Below are 17836 nucleotides of genomic sequence, written 5' to 3' on the forward strand. Positions count from 1 at the left end.
GCCGCTTGCAGGAGTGTCGCTCGCGTGCCGTGGCGGTGGCCCGCCCGGGGGATGGAGGATCGGGGGCATGGGATCGGGTCGGTGGCGGGTCGTCGGGGACGTGGAGCGCTTTCTCGAACGGGCGGGGGGTTTTCTGCGGTCGCGGCCCGGGATGCACGTGATGCCGCTGACCTGGGCGGAGCGGGTGCGCAGGCGGGGGGTGGGGGCGTTCGGCGGCGGGGCTGCCGTCTTCGGGTGGCTGGAGGGCGCGGGCGGCGTCGAGGCCGCCTTCTACCGGCTTCCCGGCCGGGCGCTGTGCCCCACCCCCCTCGGCGCCGGGCAGGCCGACGCCCTCGCCGCCCGGCTGGCCGCCCTCGGGCACGCGCTCCCGGCGGTGAGCGCGGACCACGGCACGGCCACCGTGTTCGCCGAGGCGTGGCGGCGCCGCACCGGGGCGGCGCCCGGACTGCGCGGCACCAGGCTGCGGCTGTACCGGCTCGGCACGCTCACCCCGCCCGAGCCGGGCCCGGCGGGGCGGGCCCGGGTGCTGGGCGAGGACGACCTGGATGAGGTCATGCACTGGTGCCGGGAGTTCGCCGGAGCCGTCGGGGAGGACGTCACCATCGACGCCGGGACCTGGCCGGGCACCCGGTACGCCGACAAGCGGTACACCCTGTGGGAGACCCCGGACGGCGCCGCCGTCTCCGTCGCCGGGATGAATCCGCTGATCGGCGGCCAGATCCAGGTCGACGTCGTGCACACCCCCGCCCACCTGCGCGGACGCGGGTACGCGAGTGCCGTGGTGGCGGAGGTGAGCCGGGCCGCGCTCGCCGCGGGCGCCGCGGAGGTCGTCCTCTTCGCGGACCGGGCCAACCCGGCCGGCAACGCCCTGTACCGGGGCCTGGGCTACCGCGTGCTCACCGACTGGTCGACGTACGACTTCTCCTGAGCGCCGCTGGTGAGGACGACCAGTTGGCGGGTGGCCCGGGTCATCGCCACGTAGTGGTCGACCGCGCCCTCGATGCCGTCGCCGAACCGGTCGGGGTCGACCAGGACGACGAGGTCGAACTCCAGGCCCTTGGAGAGTTCCGGGGTCAGGGAGCGCACGCGCGGGCGGTCCCGGAAGGCGGGGTCGCCGATGACGCAGGCCGTGCCGTCGGCGTGGGCGGCGAGCCAGTCGGCGAGGACCCGGTCGCGGTCGGCGGCGCCGGCGTGGACCACGGGGAGGCCGCCGCTGCGGATGGAGGTCGGCACGTTGGCGTCCGGGAGCGCGGCGCGGATGACCGGCTCGGCCTCCGCCATGATCTCCTCCGGCGTGCGGTAGTTGATGGTGAGGGAGGCGACCGTGACCCGGCCGAGGCCGACCCGTTCGAGGCGTTCGGTCCAGCTCTCGGTGAAGCCGTGCCGGGCCTGGGCGCGGTCCCCGACGACCGTGAAGCTCCGGGACGGGCAGCGCAGCAGCAGCATCTGCCACTCGGCGTCGGTCAGTTCCTGCGCCTCGTCCACGACGACGTGCGCGAACGGGCCGGCCAGCAGATCGGGGTCGGCGACGGTCAGTTCGGCCTCGTCCACCAGGCTGACCTCGGCGTCCTCGCCGCGCAGCATCCGCACCAGGCCCAGGCCCTCGTCGCCGTCGGCGCCGGAGTCGGCCACCGCGTCGATCAGGGTGTCCACGACCCGGGTCATCCGCTCCCGCTGGGCGGCGAGCACGGCCTGCTGCCGGCGTCTGCGGCGGGCCGCCTCCGGGTCGCCGAGCCGCTGCCGCGCCGCGTCCAGCAGCGGCAGGTCGGAGACCGTCCAGGCCGCCGGGTCGGGGCGTTGGAGGCGCCGTACCTCCTCGGAGGTGAGCCAGGGCGCGCACATCCGCAGGTAAGCGGGGACCGTCCACAGGTCGCCGACCAGGTCGGCGGCCTCCAGCAGCGGCCAGGCGCGGTCGAAGGCGGTACGCAGTTCCCGGTTCCGGTCGAGCGACCTGCGCAGCAGCTCGGGCGGGGCGTCGCCGTCGTGCTTGTCCTGGAGGAGGGTGAGGAGTTCCTCCCAGACCTGGTCGCGGGCCTCGTTGTGCGGGACGCCGGGCTCGGCGGCCTCGAACGCGGCGGCCCAGTCGTCGGCGGTCAGCTCGATGTCATACCAGTGGGTGGTGACCGTCATGCCCCGGGCGGGCGGTTCCTCGTAGAAGCGGACGGCCGGTTCGATCGCCCGGACCAGGTCCGCGGACGCCTTCAGCCGGGCGGCCTCCGGGTCGGTCTCGGGGGTCGCGGTGGCGCCCTCGGCCACCAGGTCGGCGAGGACGCAGGTCTGCACGCCCTCCTCGCCGAGGCTGGGCAGCACGTCGGCGACGTAGGACAGGTAGGGCCGGTGCGGGCCGACGAAGAGGACGCCGCCGCGGCGGTGCTTGAGGCGGGGGTCGGAGTAGAGGAGGTAGGCGGAGCGGTGCAGGGCGACGACGGTCTTGCCGGTGCCGGGGCCGCCGTCCACCACGAGGGTGCCCCGCGAGCCCGCGCGGATCACGGCGTCCTGGTCGGCCTGGATGGTGCCGAGCACGTCCCGCATCCGCTCCGAGCGGCCCGCGCCGAGGCTGGCGACGAAGGCGGACTGGTCGTCCAGGGCGGCGTGCCCGTCGAGCCCGTCGACGGTGAACACCTCGTCCCAGTAGTCCTTGATCCGGCCGTCGGTCCAGCGGTAGCGGCGGCGGCTGGCCAGTCCCATCGGGCGGGCGTGGGTGGCGCCGAAGAACGGCTCGGCGGCCGGGGAGCGCCAGTCCAGCAGCAGCCGGCGGCCCTCGCTGTCGGTCAGGCCGAGCCGTCCGACGTAGACGGGCTCGGGGTCGTCGGCGCCGACCATGCGGCCCAGGCAGAGGTCGAGGCCGAAGCGGCGCAGGGTGCGCAGGCGGGAGGTCAGGCGGTGGATCTCGGCGTCGCGGTCCATGGCGTGCCGGCCGAGGCCCCCGGGGGCGCGGCGTTCGGCGTCCAGCCGTGCGGTCAGCTCGGCGATCGACTCCTGAAGGCACCGGGCGATGGCCGCGAAGTGCCGGTCGTCACCGGCGATCAGTGCCGGGTCGGCCTTGGCGGAGAGGCGTTCGGGCAGGGCGAACGCGCTCGTGGACAGGGGGGTCATGAACATCAGCTCCGGTGATCAGAGGGCGCGCGCCACGGGCACGTCGACCGGGAACGGCCTCGGCGGGCGATTCTGCGCCATCACCGGGGCCTTGCCGCAAGCCCCACCATGCGCTATAGGTTGAGAGTGGCGAGGAGAGCACGGCGCTCCGGCGCCTTTTTCTTTGCCCTCGGTTGCCTAAAAGCATTAGGAAAATGCATACTGCTTTAGGCAAACGAGAGGATGGTCATGGCACGGGCAGGGCTGACCGCGGAGCGACTGATCCGGGCGGGCGCCGAGCTGGCCGACGAGGTCGGCTTCGAGCAGGTGACCCTCTCGGCGCTGGCCCGCCGGTTCGACGTGAAGGTCGCGAGCCTGTACTCGCACCTGAAGAACTCCCGGGACCTGAAGACCGGCATCGCCCTGCTCGCCCTCGCCGAACTCGCCGACCGGGCCGCCGACGCCCTGGCCGGACGGGCCGGCCGGGACGCGCTGACCGCCCTCGCCGACGTGTACCGGGACTACGCCCGCGAGCACCCCGGCCGCTACGCCGCCGCGCAGTTCCGCCTCGACGCGCGGACCGCCGCCGCCAGCGCCGGGGTCCGCCAGGCCCAGATGACCCGGGCCCTGCTGCGCGGCTACGACCTGGCCGAGCCCGACCAGACCCACGCCGTCCGCCTGCTCGGCAGCGTCTTCCACGGGTACGTCAGCCTGGAGCTGGCCGGCGGCTTCAGCCACAGCGCCCCCGACAGCCAGCAGAGCTGGGAGCGGGTGCTGGACGCCCTGGACGCCCTGCTGCGCAACTGGCCGGCACCGGGCCCGGCCTGACCGCCCGCACCCCGGGCACCCGCACCCCCGGACGCTCACGCCCCCCGCATCCCCGCGCCCCAGGACACCCACGCACCCCAGGACACCACCGCACCCCAGGACACCCCCGCACCCCATCCCAGGACGCCCGCGCCCCAGGACAGCCACGCCCCCGAACCACAGTTGGGACTCCCACCCCATGCGCACCGACCCCGCCTGGATCAGCACCCCCCTCACCGCCGATCTGCTGCGCGGCGCCCTCGACCTGGAGCGCACCGAGCACGGCCTGCTGCCGCACCGGCTGCCCGCCTGGGCCCGCGCGCAGAGCGCCGACCCCCAGCTCGGCCTGGCCGAGGTCCAGCCCTCGGGGGTCCGGCTGGTGTTCCGCACCCGGGCCACCGCCGTCGAGCTGGACACCCTGCCGACGCGGCGCGGCTACACCGGCGCCCCGCCCCGCCCGGACGGCGTCTACGACCTCCTGGTCGACGGCGAGCCGCACGACCGGGCCACCGCGTCCGGCGGCAACATCCTCACCACCGACCTGTCCACGGGGGCCGTCGAGCACCACCCCGGCGCCCCCGGCACCCTGCGCTTCACCGGGCTGCCGGAGCGGGAGAAGGACGTCGAGATCTGGCTGCCGCACAACGAGATGACCGAGCTGGTCGCCCTGCGCACCGACGCGCCCGTGGCGCCCGTGCCGGACCGGGGCCGCAAGGTGTGGCTGCACCACGGCAGTTCGATCAGCCACGGCTCCGACGCGGCGGGCCCCACCAGCACCTGGCCGGCCCGCGCCGCCCTGCGCGCCGGGGTGGAGCTGGTCAACCTCGGGCTGGCCGGCAGCGCGCTGCTCGACCCGTTCACCGCCCGCGCGATGCGGGACACCCCGGCCGATCTGATCAGCGTCAAGATCGGCATCAATGTGGTCAACCTCGATCTGATGCGGCGCCGCGCGTTCGGCCCGGCGGTGCACGGCTTCCTGGACACCCTCCGCGAGGGCCACCCCACCGCGCCCCTGCTGGTCGTCTCGCCCCTGTACTGCCCGCTGCACGAGGACACCCCGGGCCCCGGCGCCTTCGACCTGGCCGCGCTCGCCGAGGGGCGGCTCGGCTTCCGGGCCACCGGCGATCCCGCCGAGGTCGCCGACGGCAAGCTCACCCTCACCGTCGTCCGCGAGGAGCTGGCCCGGATCGTGCGCGAGCGGTCGGCCGAGGACCCGCACCTGCGCTACCTCGACGGCCTGGAGCTGTACGGCGAGACCGACCACGCCGAACTCCCACTCCCCGACGGCCTGCACCCGGACGCCGCCACCCATCTGCGCATCGGCGACCGCTTCGCCGACCTGGCCCTCTCCCCCGGCGGACTCCTCTCCTAGGACCCGTCTAGAACGGCAGGGGCCGGGCGTGGATCACGTCCAGCCGGGACACCGCGCGGGTCAGCACCACGTAGAGCCGGTGCGGGCCCCGGGTCTCCGCCCCGGCGATCGCGGCCGGTTCGACGGCGACGACGTGGTCGTACTCCAGTCCCTTGACGGCACTCGCCGGCACGGCGGAGATCCGGGCGGCCGGTTCCTCGGGGCCGGCCGCCGCGATCCCGGCGGCGGCGAGGGCCTCGCGCACCCGGGGCAGGTCGGCGTCGGCGGCGATCACCCCGACCGAGCCCTCCCGCGCGAGCGCGGCCCGGACGGCGGCCACGACGGCGGCCGGTACCTCATCCGGCCGTACCTGACGGATCGTCAGTTCCCCGCCGGTGCGCAGCGAGCGGGCCGCCGGGACGTCTACGTCGAGCCGGTCCAGCAGCCTGCCGGCGAGGGCGAGGACCGCTTGCGGCACCCGGTACCCGGTGGTCAGCGGCGTGACCTCCGCGTCCGGGCGGCCCAGGTACCCGAGGACGGTACGCCAGGAGCGCGCCGCCCACGGGGTGGTGCCCTGCGCCAGGTCGCCGAGGACGGTGAGCGAACCGAAGGCGGTCCGCCGGGCGATCGCCCGGCACTCCATCGGGGAGAGGTCCTGGGCCTCGTCGACGACGACATGGCCGTACCCCTCCGGGTGGGCGAGGAGTCCGGCGGTCTCGTCCAGCAGGACCAGGTCGGCGGCGGACCAGCGCGCCGACTTCCACGAGCGCGGCGGCCGCTCCCACAGCAGTGCCTCGCGCTCGCCGGCGTCCAGCAGCCCGTCGGCGGCCCCGGCCAGCACGGCCGGGTCGGTGAGCAGCGCGGCGACGACCTCCTCGGGCCGTACCCGCGGCCACACCGCGTCGAGGCGGGCGGTGACCGCCCGGGACCGCTCGATCCCGCGCACCCAGGCCGGGGTGCGGGGTCCGGCGCGGCGTTCGGCCCGGTCCCGGACGTAGCGCACGATCCGGGCCCGGACCCGCTCCCGCCCGGTGTCGTACGGCGGCCGCTCCGCCCGTACCCCCGCCACGATCCGGGCCAGTTCCCCGGCCGGCACCCGCCAGCGGTACGAGCCGTCCGGCACCGCCAGGTCGTCGCCGCCCTCGGCCGGCACCCGCGCGTACAGCGCCCGGCGCAGCACCTCGGCCATGCGGGCGTCGTGCTTGACGGCGGCGGTCCGCTCGTCGTCGGTGCCGGTGACGGGGTGGCGGGCGATCTCCTCGGTGAGCGTCGACTGCCGTACGCCGGTCTCGCCGAGGGCGGGCAGCACCTCGGCGATATAGCGCAGGAAGGCCCGGTCGGGTCCGAGGATGAGCAGTCCGCCGCGCCGGACGCGCTGGGGGTGGGTGTAGAGCAGGTACGCGGCCCGGTGCAGGCCGACGGCGGTCTTGCCGGTGCCGGGGGCGCCCTGCACGCAGACGGTGGCGGTCGGGCCGGCCCGCACGAGGTCGTCCTGCTCGGGCTGGATGGTGGCGGCGATGTCCCGCATCGGGCCGACCCGGGGGCGTTCGATCTCGCGGGCGACGATGGCGCCGGCCCGGGTCTCGCCCCGGCCGAGGTGCTCGTCCTCCAGGCCGGTGAGGTCGGCGGAGTCGCCCGTGCTGCCGGGGGCCCAGCCGAAGCGGCGGCGGACCGTGACGCCCTGGGGGTCGCGGGCGGTGGCCTGGTAGAAGGCGCGGGAGACGGGTGCCCGCCAGTCGACGACCAGGGGCGGGGCGGCCGGGTGCTCGGCGACGCGGAGCCGCCCGATGTGCAGGGCCCGCCCCTCGGCGGTGCCGGCGAGGTCGAGCCGGCCGAAGAACAGGGGGCCCGGGGGAAGTTCGCGCAGTTCCTTGGCGTGGCTGCGCAGCTTGTGGCCGAGGACCTCCGCGTCGGCGCCGGAGGCGGAGACGTCCTCGCCGGTGACGACCTGGTCCTGGGCGCCGTCGACCATGGCGGCGAGGGCGGCGCGGCAGCGCTCGTGATGGGCGCGCTCCGCGGCGAGGGCGCGCTGGAGGGCGGGGTCGGGTGACGTCATTCCCCCGAGCCTACCCGAATAACGTAACCGAGTTACATTTATTACCGCCTCTCGACGAGAGGGGTCAGGCGAGGTGCGGCAGTCCCCGCGCCAACTGCTCGAAGGCCCGCTCCGCCGCCGGCACCGCGTCCCCGTGCACCCGCGCCAGCGGCTCGCCGGCCGCGATCCGCCGCCAGTTCTCCAGCGCGAGCACCCGCTGTACGGCGATGATCTGGGCGGCGGCGAGCCGGGCGGCCAGGTCGCCGCCGAGGGCGTCGGCGAGGGCGGCCTCGGCCCGCTCCTGGTAGCCGTGCAGCCGGGCGGCCAGGGCGGGGGTGCCGTAGAGCAGGGTGTGGAAGGCGAGGACCTCGGGGTGGTCGTTCAGCCCGGTCACCGGGTCGCGGCGCTCCAGTCCGGCGAGGAAGTGCCGGCGCAGCGCCGCCAGCGGCGTCGGGCCCTGGGCGGCCACCCGGGCGGCCTCGTCCTCGTGGTCGGCGATCCGGTGCAGGACCAGGTCCTCCTTGGCGGGGAAGTACCGGAACAGCGTCGGCTTGGAGACCTCGGCGGCGGCGGCCACCTCGGCGACGGACACCGCGTCGAAGCCCTTCTCCAGGAAGAGCCGGACCGCGGTGTCCGACAGCACCTGGTAGGTCCGCCGCTTCTTCCGCTCCCGCAGTCCGGTCTCGCTCATGGGGCGAGCCTACGCACTCCCGTCGCCCGCGAGGCGCGGCAGCGGGAGGTGCGGCCGGGTGTCCCGGCCGGGGGCCCGGCTGACCCGGACCCGCCCGCCACCGGTGCCGGTCCACTGCTCCAGCACCCGGCCGACCCGCGCCTCGTCCGGCACCCGGGGCAGTCGCAGCGGCTCGGCCGCCACCCGCAGGGCGCGGGTCACGTCCTCGGCCGCCCGGTCCAGCTCCGCCTGCCCGAACGGCGCGTTCAGCCGTCGTACGGTCCGCAGGACGTCCGGGAAGAGGGACTGGGCCCGCTCGAACTCCAGGTAGTACCAGAGGTCGTTGGTCACCCCGGCGACGGCTTCGCGGCGCATCCGCAGCATCGCGCCGATCCACGCCCCGACCACCTCCTCCCACTGGTCCACCGGGTAGCGCATCCGCACCAGGTGGATCGCGAGGTCGTGCAAGGGGTCGCCGTAGGTGGCCAGTTCCCAGTCGATCATCACCAGCGGGGCGCCGCCGGGCGGGACGATCACGTTGTCGCGGTGCAGGTCGCCGTGGAGCAGGCTGAACGGCCGCGGGGTCAGCTCCGGGAGCCGCTCGCCCCAGTCCGCCAGCGCCTGCGGGGGGACGCCGAGCGCCTCGAAGAGGCCGCCGTAGACACCCCAGTTCGCGCAGACGATCCGCCGGTGGTGGGAGGTCACCAGGGCCCGCAGGAAGCCCCGGCTGTCGCTGCGGCCGCGCGGGTACTCCAGCGGCAGGGGCGGCAGCGCGGTGCGCTCCACCAGGCAGGTCCGGGCCAGCAGTCGGGCCAGTTGCCGGACGACGGCACCGGCCACGGGCGTGCCGTCCGGGTACGTCTCGCGCAGCGGGGTGCCGCGCACGTACTCCAGGACCATGCCGCCGTCGGCGTGCGCCTCCAGGAGCCGGGGCGCGCGGGGGCGGAGCACCCCGACCGCCAGCAGGACCCGCCACTCCGACCAGGTGCGGACCACCACGGGCAGGACGTCGGTGCGCCGCTGCCGCAGCAGCACCGTGGCGCCGTGCGGCAGGCCGTGACGGTGTGCCATGTCCGGGGTCGGCGGCAGTTCGGTGTTCTCGTTGTGGTGGCCGCCCACGGGTATGTGCGCGGTCTCGGACGGGTCGGCGAAGGCGCGACGGTCGCCCGGGGAGGTGGAGTGACGGCGGAAAGGACGGTGAGAGGCGGAATCGCCCATGGGGGGTCCTTGTGCGGCGTGCGGGATGGGGCGTCTCGGCAGGCGGAAGCGCCGGGAGTTTAGGGGGGTGCGCGGATACGCGCCTGCGAAGATGAACTTTCAGCGAGACTTTAGCGCTTCATGTTCGGCTGTGCGTCGTCTGTGCGGGAAGGTGACGCAGCCAACGGGCCAGCGCTGCCATGACCTTTACAGTGCCGGGGACTTCGTCCAGTCCGAGCGGTCCGGCCGCCCGCGAGATGATCCGCTGGAGCCTTCCCGCCGCCCGGGGCAGGGCCGCCCAGCGCGGCCCGGAGGCGGTCCGCAGGGACAGGGAGACCCGGACGACGTCCGTGAACACGCTCTGCGCGCGCTTGAAACCGGTGATCAGCCGCAGATCGCGCTCCCACTCCCGGGAGGCGCCGGGCCGCACCGACTCGACGGCGTCGCACCAGGCGCGGACGACCCGCTCGCGCTGATCGGCCCGGTAGTCCATGAGATAGAGGTGCGTGGCCAGGTCGTACAGCGGGTCGCCGATCATCGCCAGCTCCCAGTCGATGGCCCACAGCCTGCCGCCGGGGTCGACGACGAGGTTCTCCCGGTGGAGATCGGCGTGCAGCAGGCAGAACGGGCGGTCCGCGAGCCCGGAGACGTTCTTCTCCAGCCGGCCGAGCGCTTCGTCCACCACCCCCAGATCGCGGAACAGCCCGGCGAACTCGGCCCGGTTGCGCTCGTACACCTGGTCCTGGACGAAGACGATCAGCCGGCGCAGGAAGCCGTCGCTGTCGCCGTCCTGGGGGGCGTCCTCGGGCGAGCAGCGGCGCGGGGCGGTGACCATGCCGGGGCCGATCGCGGCCATCGCCCGGAACAGGGCGGTGATCTGCTCCAGCACCGGCTCGGGCACCCGCCGGCCGGGGCGGCGGCAGGCGCCGAGGGTCCGGCCCTCGATGAACCGCTGCACGTCCACGCCGCCGACGTCGAGCACCTCCGGGACCTGCGGCAGGTACGGCCGCACGGACCGGAGCAGTTCCTCCTCCGACCGGAAGCAGCGCCGGTCGAACCAGAGGACCTCCGAGCGCGGCGCCCTGACCTTGACCCGGCCGCCGCCGTCCGGCAGCCACAGCACGTACGTCTCGTGGTGGTAGCCCTCCAACGGGCCCTCGACCACGCTCATGCCGCCGCTCATCGCCTCGGCCCACCGCCGGGCGGCCGAGGCCCCTGGGGGTGCCATCGCGTGCGTTCTGCTCATTCCGGTGCTGCCGATGAGGTATGAGGGACGCACGTTACTCCACCGCGTCCGGACGCGGGTTCCGCACTCACCGTCCGGGCGTCTCCCCGTCAGGAGACCCATGCGAGACACCGACGCCACCCGGGCGGCCCTCGACGAGCTGCTGGGCCGGGTCGACGCCGTGCTGTTCGACTTCGACGGGCCGGTGTGCGACCTGTTCGCCGGACTGTCCACGGCGGGCGTCGCGGACCGGATCAAACGGATCGCCCGCCGCCACTGGGGCGCCCTCGATCCGGAGGTCGCCAACTGCGACGACTCGCACGGCATCCTCCGCCCGCTCAGGGAGATGTACGAACGCCGGACGCCGAGACCCCGTACCGCCCGGCCGCTGCGCAAGGCGGAGGCGATCGTGGCGGGCCGGGAGCGCAGAGCCGTACGGAGTGCCGCCGCCGCCCCGGGCATCACCGAACTGGTCCGCGCGCTGCGCCTGCGGGGCCTGCGACTGGCCGTGGCGAGCAACAACGCCGAGCAGCCGGTCCGCGCCTTCCTGCGGCGGCAGGGCATTCTCGACGCGTTCACGGCGGTGTGCGGCCGGGACCCCGGGGACGCCCGCCGGATGAAACCGTGCCCCGACAGCGTCCACCGGGCCCTGGCCGCGCTGGACCGCTCCCCCGGCTGCTGCCTTCTCGTGGGTGACCAGCTCACCGATCTGAGAGCCGCTCGGGCGGCCGGGACGCCGTTCCTCGGCTTCACCGCGGACGAGGCCCGGCGCACGCGGATGCTGCGCGAGGGAGCGGACGCGGTGATCGGCTCGCACGCGGTCTTCCTCGCCGCCGTCGAGGCGCTGGAGCCCCGCCGCGGTCAGCCGGACTCCCGCTCCCAGAAGGAGTCGAACCACGCCCGGGTCTGCGCCACGAAGACCGTGCCCTGCGCGTGCGGGTCGTCGCTGGTGACGTAGTGGGTGAGACCGGCGCCCATGCCGATCACGTCCTTGGTCCGCACCTCCCGCCCGTCCTCCAGCTCGATCACCCGGTCGTACCGCTGGTAGTAGCCGTGCAGCACGGCCGTGCCGTTGAGCACGTAGACCTTGACGGTGGGCCCCACCGGGACGTGCCGGATCTCCAGGTCCGCCGCCGGCAGGTTCTTCAGCGTCGCGCGCAGGGACGCGGTGTGGCGCTCGGTGATGTCCAGCAGCCGCCGCCTGAGCGCCCGGTCCACGCCGGGGTCCGGGTGGCGCCAGTACGGCAGCGGATGGTCCGGCGACGGCAGCAGCATCCGCAGCCTGATGCTGCGCGGGGCGATCTCGCCGGCCCGGATGCGGTCCGCCTGGTCGCGGATGTGCGCGTCCAGCGACTCCGAGGTCAGGGTGAAGACGTCCAGGGTCACGTCGGGCCGCTCGAACGCCTGGTTGATGAGGGGGCCGAGGGTGACCGGGCGTCCGCTGCCGGTCGGCGAGTGGATCTGCTGGGTGCGCACCACCCGGGTGCCGCTGCCCTGCTTGGTCTCGATCCAGCCCTCGCGCTTCAGCTCCTTGATCACCTTCTGCACGGTGTCGCGGGAGACCCCGAAGTCCTCGGCCAGTCGCCGCTGCGCCGGCACCAGGAAGCCGACCGGATAGACGCCGTCGACCATCCGCGCCCGCAGCGCGTCCGCGACGCGCTCGAACTCCCTGCCCCCGGTGTCGCCACCGTCCCTCGCGCCCACACAGCGACCGTACCACTTCCAGTCAATTCATCGGGCCAACTTCCGCTGTAGTTAAGGGATCTCGCAACGGGGGCACCCTGCAAGCAGGCGGCAACCAGTCCAATTGGACTGCACCTTGACCGCTCACCGGGTTGCGCTGCTCTGGGGGAGCCATGATCTTCACGCAACTGCTGTCCGTCGTCCTTACGGCGCTGGTCGACCATCTGATCCACACCAGCCTCGGCGCGCTGTTCCTCGTGTGCCTGGCGCTCGTCGGCATCGGCCTCAGGCTGCGCGACCCGGCCTGTGTGTCGGTCGGCACGGTCCTCTTCCTGCTGCTGATGGCGCAGGCCTGACGGTCAGCGGCGCAGCAGCCCGAGCAGCGGTTCGAGGGAGCCGACGACCGTGTCGGCGCCCGCGTCCCGCAGCAGTTTCTCCTTGCGTCCGTTGCGGGCGTACCCGAGGAAGGGGACGCCCGCCCGCCGCGCGGCCTCGTGGTCGGAGGGGGAGTCGCCGATGAAGAGGGCGGCGGCGGGATCGGCGCCCAGCGCGTCGAGGGCCCGGCGCAGGGTGTGCGGGTCGGGCTTGAGGCGGCTGAGTTCCCGGCTCCGGCCGTAGACGTGCGGCGCGAAGCACCCGAGCAGGCCCCGGCCGTCGAGGTAGGCGGTGACGACCCGCGGGGAGTTGTTGGTGGCGACGGCCAGCCTGGCGCCGACGGCGGTCCAGGTGCGGATGAGGGGGTCGGCGTACGCGGTCGGCATGGCGCTGCGGGCGGCCCGCAGTTCCTGCTGGGTGAGCCGTTCCTCCAGTTCGGCGACGAGGTCGCTGCCGGGGCGCCGGCGGTCCACGGCGCGCAGCACGGCGTGCGGGTCGGCGCACTCCCGTTCCGCCTCCGCCAGCAGGCCGCGCAGCCCGCGCCTCGCGAGCCAGTCCACCAGGTCGTCCGCCACCCCGGCCGCGGAGTGGCCGGCGAACAGCCGGCAGATCGGTCCGTCGAAGTCCCACAGGACGTAGCGGACACCGGCGGTCCGCCGCCCGAGGCGCTCGGTGTCCGTGGCCGGTTCGGTCCGCGTCGTGTCAGAGGTCACTAGGAGAGTGTCAGGTCCGTGGTGATGGTTTCCCAGAGGGCGTCGAACCACTTCTGCGATTCCGCCACGAACACCGCGTCCCGGTGGCCGGGCCGGTCGAGGAAGGAGAACAGCAGGGACTGGGAGCCGAGGGCGTCGTACATCTGGAGGGTCTGGTCCTCCCACTCCTCCTCGCGCCGGGTCAGCATGTAGTAGCCGATCAGCGCCTCCTCGCCGTTGAGCAGGTACAGCTTCATCGGCGGGGTGAAGGGCAGCGCGCGGAAGGACGTGCGCACGTCGATGCGGTGGGTGGCCCGCACCGCCTGGAGGTTGTGCTGGAGGACCCGCGCCTGGGCGTTGCGCATCTGCAGCCAGCGCTCGTGGACGGGGTCGTCGGCCGCGGGGTCGGCCGGATGCCCCTCGACCAGGACGGGGAAGGCGAGGTTGATGTCCCGGGAGGGCATCAGGACGCGGAAGGTGATGGACTCGGGGCGGACCCGGCCCTCGTGGATCAGCCGGAGCGGCTCGCTGAGCGCCAGCATCAGCGTCTCGGAGGTGTGGCAGACCACGTCGACCCGGACCCGGGGCACGGAGAACGCCTCGGTCAGCCGGGGGGCCAGGGCCACCATCGTCGGCTGGGGCTCACCGTGTGCCGGGGCGGGCACGGCGATCCGCGGCGGGCTGCCCTTGCTGACGTTGCTGAGCAGTCCGTCCTCTTGCAGCGCCCTGAGGGCCTGGCGGACGGTGCCCCGCTCCACGCCGAACTCCTCGGCCAGTTCGGCCTGGGTGGGCAGGCGGTCGCCGGCCTTGAGGTCCCCGACGCGGATGCGCTCCCGCAGGATGTCGGCGATCTCCTGGGGGGAAAGCCTTCTGCTGCCGTCCACTGCCACGTTCTCCTGGGTCACATGGCCAAATGCTACAACTGTGATCCATCTAGAGGGAGTTGCTTGGAACTTGTTTATAGATAGTAGCCAAGCGGGGACAACCTTGGTGAGGTTGGCTGCCAACTTCATCGAGTTGGCAGTGTGACCTCGGAAGGGGGAACGACATGCCCGTCCTCGCTCTCGTCTCCGCCGTCTTCGTCGTCGGCTTCGAGCAGATGGTCCAGTGGAAGTACGGCGCCACCGGCATCGTCGGGCTGCTGCTGCTCACGATCGGCCTCAAGGCGAAGAGCCCGTCCGTCAGCTCGGCCGGCGCCGTGGTGCTGGCCCTGCTGGTCGCGCGTCCCGCCCTGTGACGGGCCGGGCCCGGCCCGAAGGGAGCGGTCAGACCGTGAGCGTCAGCTCCGTGCTGATCGTCTCCCACAGCGCGTCGAACCACCGCCGGGACTGTTCCACGAACCCGGTGTCCCGCAGGTCGGGACCCCGTTCGAAGGCGAACAGCATCGATTGCAGCCCCTCGGCGTCGTACAGCTCCACACTCTCCCGGCCGACCTCCTGCTCGCTGCGGGCCAGCGTGTAGTACGCGAACAGCGCCTCCTCCCCGTTGAGCAGGTACAGCTTGACCGGCGGGGTGAACGGCAGCGCGCGGAAGGAGACGCGCACGTCGACGCCGTGGGAGCCGCGCAGCCCCTGGAGGTTGTGCTGGAGGACCTGCCCCTGGGCGTTGCGCATGGCGAGCCAGCGCCGGTGCACGGGGTCGTCCGGGCCGTCGCCGCGCCCCCCGACCGGCACCGGGAAGGCGAGGGCGATGTCCCGGCCGGGCAGCAGGACCCGGACGTCGATCCTGGCCGGTTTCAGCCGGCCCGCGTAGATCTCGCGCAGCGGCTCCCCGAGGGCGAGGCTGAGGGAGACCGAGGTCAGGCAGAGCGCGTCGATCCGCACGTGCTCGGCGGCGAAGGCGGCGGCGATCCGCGGCGCGAGGGCGACCGTGGTGGGCATCGGCGCGGCCGACGGGCCGGACAGCGCCCTGCCGGGGTCGGGGGCGACGGTCGCCGGGCTGCCCTTGGAGACATTGGTGAGCAGATGCTCGGACTGCAGGACGCGCAGGGCCTGGCGGACCGCGCCCCGCTCGACGCCGAACTCGTCGGCCAACTGCGCCTGGGTGGGCATCCGCTGGCCGGGCCGCAGCGCGCCGGACCTGATCCGGGCGCGCAGTTCGTCGGCCACCTCGCGGTGGGTCCGCTGTGACCGCTGCGGCCTCTTCCGTCCGTTGACGGCGGCAGGTTCCGGCTCCACGCTCGCACCCTACAACTTCCCGCCATCTTGCGGCAGTTCACCTAAAGGTGGTTATGAGCCGCTTCCAAGCGGAGATAAGTACAGTGAAGTTGGCTACCAACTTGGGCAACATGGTCAAGCCTTCCGAGGGTTGGCCAGCAGGGTGACAGTTGGGAACCACGTCCCGCGGGGGGACGTCCGAAGGGGGACCGCCATGCCGCTCATCGCCATCGTCATCGCCGCACTCGCCATCGGGTTCGAACAGCTCGTCCAGTGGAAGTACGGGCCGCTCGGCATCATCGCGTTCGTCGCGCTGTCCATCGGCGTCAAGGCGAAGAACACCATGATCGGCGGAATCGGCGCGGTCCTCCTGGTCATGCTGCTCGCCCAGTCCGGCTGACCGGACCGGCCCGCCGGCCGGGCTCCTCTTCCGGAGGGGAGCCGGGGGCCCGGACCAGCGGGGCACCACCACAACCACAACAGAACAGCACGCTACGGATCAGTACCGCGTCCGCCCGCCCCCGGCAGGAAGGAGTCCCGCCTCAGAACATGTCCGGGCACCAAGGCCGCCTGGACGTACGCAGCAGGGCGTCGGCCATCCGGGCGGCGCCCGCTCGTTCTTCCCGGACGCGCCCCAGCGCCGCGAGCCGCACCGCCGACTCGTCGCCCAGCCACAGGGCCGCCAGCTCCCCCACGTCGAGCACCAGGTCCGCGCCCTCGGCGGTCGCCGTGCAGGACGCCCCCGCCGGGGACGCCGCCAGCTTCCACCGCCCGCCGGCCAGGCCGTCCCGGTCGACGACCTCCAGCACCAGCGTCCCCTCGCCCTCGTACGTCCGCGCCTCCAGGGCCCGTACGACATCCAGGACCCGCACCCACAGCCAGTCGGCCTGCGTGACGATCGTGGCCGCCCTCGGGTCGGGCAGGAAGTGCGGGAGGAGGTCGTCGGGGGCCCGCCAGCCGCTGCGCACCCGGGTGATCCAGTCGATCGAGCACAGGTAGAGCCACAGGGCGCGCTCGGCGGCCGGGGTGGTGCCGATCAGCCACTGCACGGTCGCCGTGTTCAGCGGCTGCTTGGCGTCCCCCCAGCGGTCGTCGGCCCGGTAGGCGGCCATGCCCTCCACCTCGCCGGCCGCCGAGCGGTACACGGCGAAGAACGGCTCGGTCCAGTCCGGATCGAACCGCAGCAGCCCGGTCCGGGCCCGCCACCACACCTCGTCCCGGCTGACCGCGCCCGGCTGCCGGCGGCGCAGCCTGTCGTGCAGCCCGGGGCCGAGCTTGCGGACGTCCTCGCCGTCCACCAGGTCGATCCGGCCGCCGTCCGCCGGAACCGCCCGGCGCGGGTCCAGACCGGCCCGGGGCACGTCCACGCTCCACTCGGTCATCGTGGTGGCGGGACCGAACCCGTACCGCCCGTAGATCGGGTACTCGGCGGCGATCAGCGTGGCGACCACGTCCCCGCGGTCCCGTGCCGCGGCCAGGTCCCGGGCCATCATGCGGGTGAGCAGTCCCCGGCGCCGGTGGGTCGGGGTCACCGTCACGTTGGATATCGCGTCGGCCGGGACCGGGGCGCCGCCGACCGCCGTCACCTCCTGCGCGAAGGAACGGAACGTGGCGACGCACCGGCCGGCGTCGAAGGCGCCGAGCAGCCGGCCCGGCACGAACTGGTGCCGTCTGGCCCGCATCTGCTCCTCGGCGACGGCGGGCTCCATCAGGAACCCGGTGTTCACGGCACGGCTCCAGTCGGGGAACTCGGCCTCGGTGATGGGACGTACGTCGATCTCGGCGCGGCTGGTCATGGCCTCACCGTAGGTCGGCGACGGCACCGGCGTCGCGCTGTTTTGCCCGCCGGGGCCGTCCCCGGGGCTCACCCCAGCAGGTCCTCGACCTGGGCCTCCCCCTCGCGGTAGCGGCGGGCGATCTCGGCGCTGCAGTCGTCCGCCGTGCGCTGCAGGCGCTGCCGGCGGCCGGACACCTGATGCTCGTAGCGCACCAGCTTCCCCATCGCCGTGGTCAGCTCCGGCTCGGTGCGCGCCCGGAGGTCCGACAGCTCGACGTCGCCGAGCATCTCGGCGGCCAGCCTGCGGTACTCCTCGGTGCGCGGAGTGCCCAGCGTGACGTGCCGGGCGGAGGACCGGTGCCGGGCCGGTCCGTCCGTCAGGATCTCCGACAGCCGCTCGACCAGCGACGCTCCCCCGGCCGGCACCGCCGCCGCAGGCCCGCGGTGCGCCAGCTCGGCCCGCAGGATGTCGATGCGCCCCTGCAGCAGCCGCCGTACATAGCTCAGATCCGCCTCCTCGCGCTGCGCGTCCCGGCGCAGCGACCGCAGCTCCGGCAGGCTCAGCGCGGTCAGTTCGTGTCCCCGTGGTGGTGCGGGCAGCTCGGGACTGTCCGTGCGCTGCACGGGGGGCCGCAGCGACTCCCCGTACGTCAACGGAACAGTGCCCGGTGGCTGCTCGGTACTCGGTGTGCTCATGTGCCTCTACCGTCCCCTCGACCGGCGTCTGGGCACATCGTGCCACCACAGGTGGCCGCTATGTGACCGAGTGCCCTTGATCGGCCCCAGATGGGGG

The 17836-nt window shown here is 74.0% G+C and carries 18 protein-coding genes; 7 read left to right on the top strand and 11 right to left on the bottom strand.

Annotated elements, in window-relative coordinates:
• The first annotated feature begins 67 nt into the window (after window positions 1–67).
• Entirely contained in the window at window positions 68–928 is an 861-nt protein-coding gene (locus ACFY32_RS04395; RefSeq protein WP_359194640.1) for a GNAT family N-acetyltransferase, read from the top strand.
• Here ACFY32_RS04395 and helR read toward each other — a convergent pair.
• Window positions 886–3096, bottom strand: coding sequence for an RNA polymerase recycling motor ATPase HelR (gene helR, locus ACFY32_RS04400; RefSeq protein ID WP_390673389.1), 2211 nt, complete (start codon window positions 3094–3096; stop codon window positions 886–888). The two genes, ACFY32_RS04395 and helR, sit on opposite strands and share 43 nt — an antisense overlap.
• Window positions 3097–3324: 228 nt before the next feature.
• Between helR and ACFY32_RS04405 the strand changes: the two genes are divergently transcribed.
• Both ACFY32_RS04405 and ACFY32_RS04410 read left to right on the top strand, forming a co-directional pair.
• Window positions 3325–3903 carry a WHG domain-containing protein gene (locus tag ACFY32_RS04405; protein ID WP_359194635.1) on the top strand — a complete coding sequence of 193 codons (579 nt, stop codon included), beginning with the start codon at window positions 3325–3327 and terminating at the stop codon, window positions 3901–3903.
• Window positions 3904–4081: 178 nt separating this feature from the next.
• Window positions 4082–5254 (top strand): GDSL-type esterase/lipase family protein, encoded by a 1173-nt coding sequence (locus ACFY32_RS04410; RefSeq protein WP_390673390.1) that lies wholly within the window; start codon window positions 4082–4084, stop codon window positions 5252–5254.
• A gap of 7 nt (window positions 5255–5261) precedes the next feature.
• On the opposite strand, the gene ACFY32_RS04415 is transcribed toward ACFY32_RS04410, so the two are convergent.
• The 4 genes from ACFY32_RS04415 to ACFY32_RS04430 all read right to left on the bottom strand — a co-directional run bounded on the left by ACFY32_RS04415 (window position 5262) and on the right by ACFY32_RS04430 (window position 10363).
• Complete coding sequence (locus ACFY32_RS04415; protein ID WP_390673391.1) at window positions 5262–7289, bottom strand: HelD family protein; 2028 nt, start codon at window positions 7287–7289, stop codon at window positions 5262–5264.
• Between the two features lie 64 nt (window positions 7290–7353).
• The gene (locus ACFY32_RS04420) at window positions 7354–7959 is read right to left on the bottom strand and encodes a TetR family transcriptional regulator (protein ID WP_359194627.1); all 606 of its coding nucleotides are present in this window, start codon (window positions 7957–7959) and stop codon (window positions 7354–7356) included.
• Window positions 7960–7968: 9 nt separating this feature from the next.
• Window positions 7969–9156, bottom strand: a complete 1188-nt coding sequence (locus tag ACFY32_RS04425; protein ID WP_390673392.1) for a phosphotransferase family protein — start codon at window positions 9154–9156, stop codon at window positions 7969–7971.
• 118 nt (window positions 9157–9274) lie between these two features.
• Window positions 9275–10363, bottom strand: coding sequence for an aminoglycoside phosphotransferase family protein (locus tag ACFY32_RS04430; RefSeq protein WP_359194621.1), 1089 nt, complete (start codon window positions 10361–10363; stop codon window positions 9275–9277).
• 118 nt (window positions 10364–10481) lie between these two features.
• On the opposite strand from ACFY32_RS04430, the gene ACFY32_RS04435 reads away from it, so the two are divergent.
• Window positions 10482–11318 (top strand): HAD family hydrolase, encoded by an 837-nt coding sequence (locus tag ACFY32_RS04435; protein WP_390673393.1) that lies wholly within the window; start codon window positions 10482–10484, stop codon window positions 11316–11318.
• Here the strand turns inward: ACFY32_RS04435 and ACFY32_RS04440 are convergent.
• Window positions 11222–12064 carry a GntR family transcriptional regulator gene (locus ACFY32_RS04440; protein WP_390673394.1) on the bottom strand — a complete coding sequence of 281 codons (843 nt, stop codon included), beginning with the start codon at window positions 12062–12064 and terminating at the stop codon, window positions 11222–11224. The genes ACFY32_RS04435 and ACFY32_RS04440 overlap by 97 nt on opposite strands.
• Window positions 12065–12216: 152 nt before the next feature.
• Here ACFY32_RS04440 and ACFY32_RS04445 point away from each other — a divergent pair, with 152 nt between their 5' ends.
• Window positions 12217–12399 carry a hypothetical protein gene (locus ACFY32_RS04445; protein ID WP_359194614.1) on the top strand — a complete coding sequence of 61 codons (183 nt, stop codon included), beginning with the start codon at window positions 12217–12219 and terminating at the stop codon, window positions 12397–12399.
• Window positions 12400–12402: 3 nt separating this feature from the next.
• On the opposite strand, the gene ACFY32_RS04450 is transcribed toward ACFY32_RS04445, so the two are convergent.
• Complete coding sequence (locus ACFY32_RS04450) at window positions 12403–13182, bottom strand: HAD family hydrolase (protein WP_390673395.1); 780 nt, start codon at window positions 13180–13182, stop codon at window positions 12403–12405.
• On the bottom strand, window positions 13131–13994 hold the full coding sequence (locus ACFY32_RS04455) for a winged helix-turn-helix domain-containing protein (RefSeq protein WP_359194986.1): 864 nt from the start codon (window positions 13992–13994) through the stop codon (window positions 13131–13133). Before ACFY32_RS04455 ends, ACFY32_RS04450 begins: the two co-directional genes overlap by 52 nt.
• A gap of 164 nt (window positions 13995–14158) precedes the next feature.
• Between ACFY32_RS04455 and ACFY32_RS04460 the strand changes: the two genes are divergently transcribed.
• On the top strand, window positions 14159–14347 hold the full coding sequence (locus ACFY32_RS04460; protein ID WP_359194608.1) for a hypothetical protein: 189 nt from the start codon (window positions 14159–14161) through the stop codon (window positions 14345–14347).
• A gap of 28 nt (window positions 14348–14375) precedes the next feature.
• On the opposite strand, the gene ACFY32_RS04465 is transcribed toward ACFY32_RS04460, so the two are convergent.
• Window positions 14376–15287 carry a FadR/GntR family transcriptional regulator gene (locus ACFY32_RS04465; RefSeq protein WP_390673396.1) on the bottom strand — a complete coding sequence of 304 codons (912 nt, stop codon included), beginning with the start codon at window positions 15285–15287 and terminating at the stop codon, window positions 14376–14378.
• A 193-nt stretch (window positions 15288–15480) separates the two neighbouring features.
• On the opposite strand from ACFY32_RS04465, the gene ACFY32_RS04470 reads away from it, so the two are divergent.
• Window positions 15481–15666, top strand: a complete 186-nt coding sequence (locus ACFY32_RS04470; protein ID WP_359194602.1) for a hypothetical protein — start codon at window positions 15481–15483, stop codon at window positions 15664–15666.
• Between the two features lie 142 nt (window positions 15667–15808).
• Here ACFY32_RS04470 and ACFY32_RS04475 read toward each other — a convergent pair whose 3' ends face one another.
• Window positions 15809–17062: a GNAT family N-acetyltransferase gene (locus tag ACFY32_RS04475; protein ID WP_359194599.1), complete on the bottom strand. Its 1254-nt coding sequence runs from the start codon at window positions 17060–17062 to the stop codon at window positions 15809–15811.
• Window positions 17063–17130: 68 nt separating this feature from the next.
• Window positions 17131–17739: an aerial mycelium formation protein gene (locus tag ACFY32_RS04480; protein ID WP_359194596.1), complete on the bottom strand. Its 609-nt coding sequence runs from the start codon at window positions 17737–17739 to the stop codon at window positions 17131–17133.
• Window positions 17740–17836 lie beyond the last annotated feature (97 nt).

It is taken from the genome of Streptomyces sp. NPDC000134 (assembly GCF_042899225.1).
Taxonomy (GTDB): domain Bacteria; phylum Actinomycetota; class Actinomycetes; order Streptomycetales; family Streptomycetaceae; genus Streptomyces.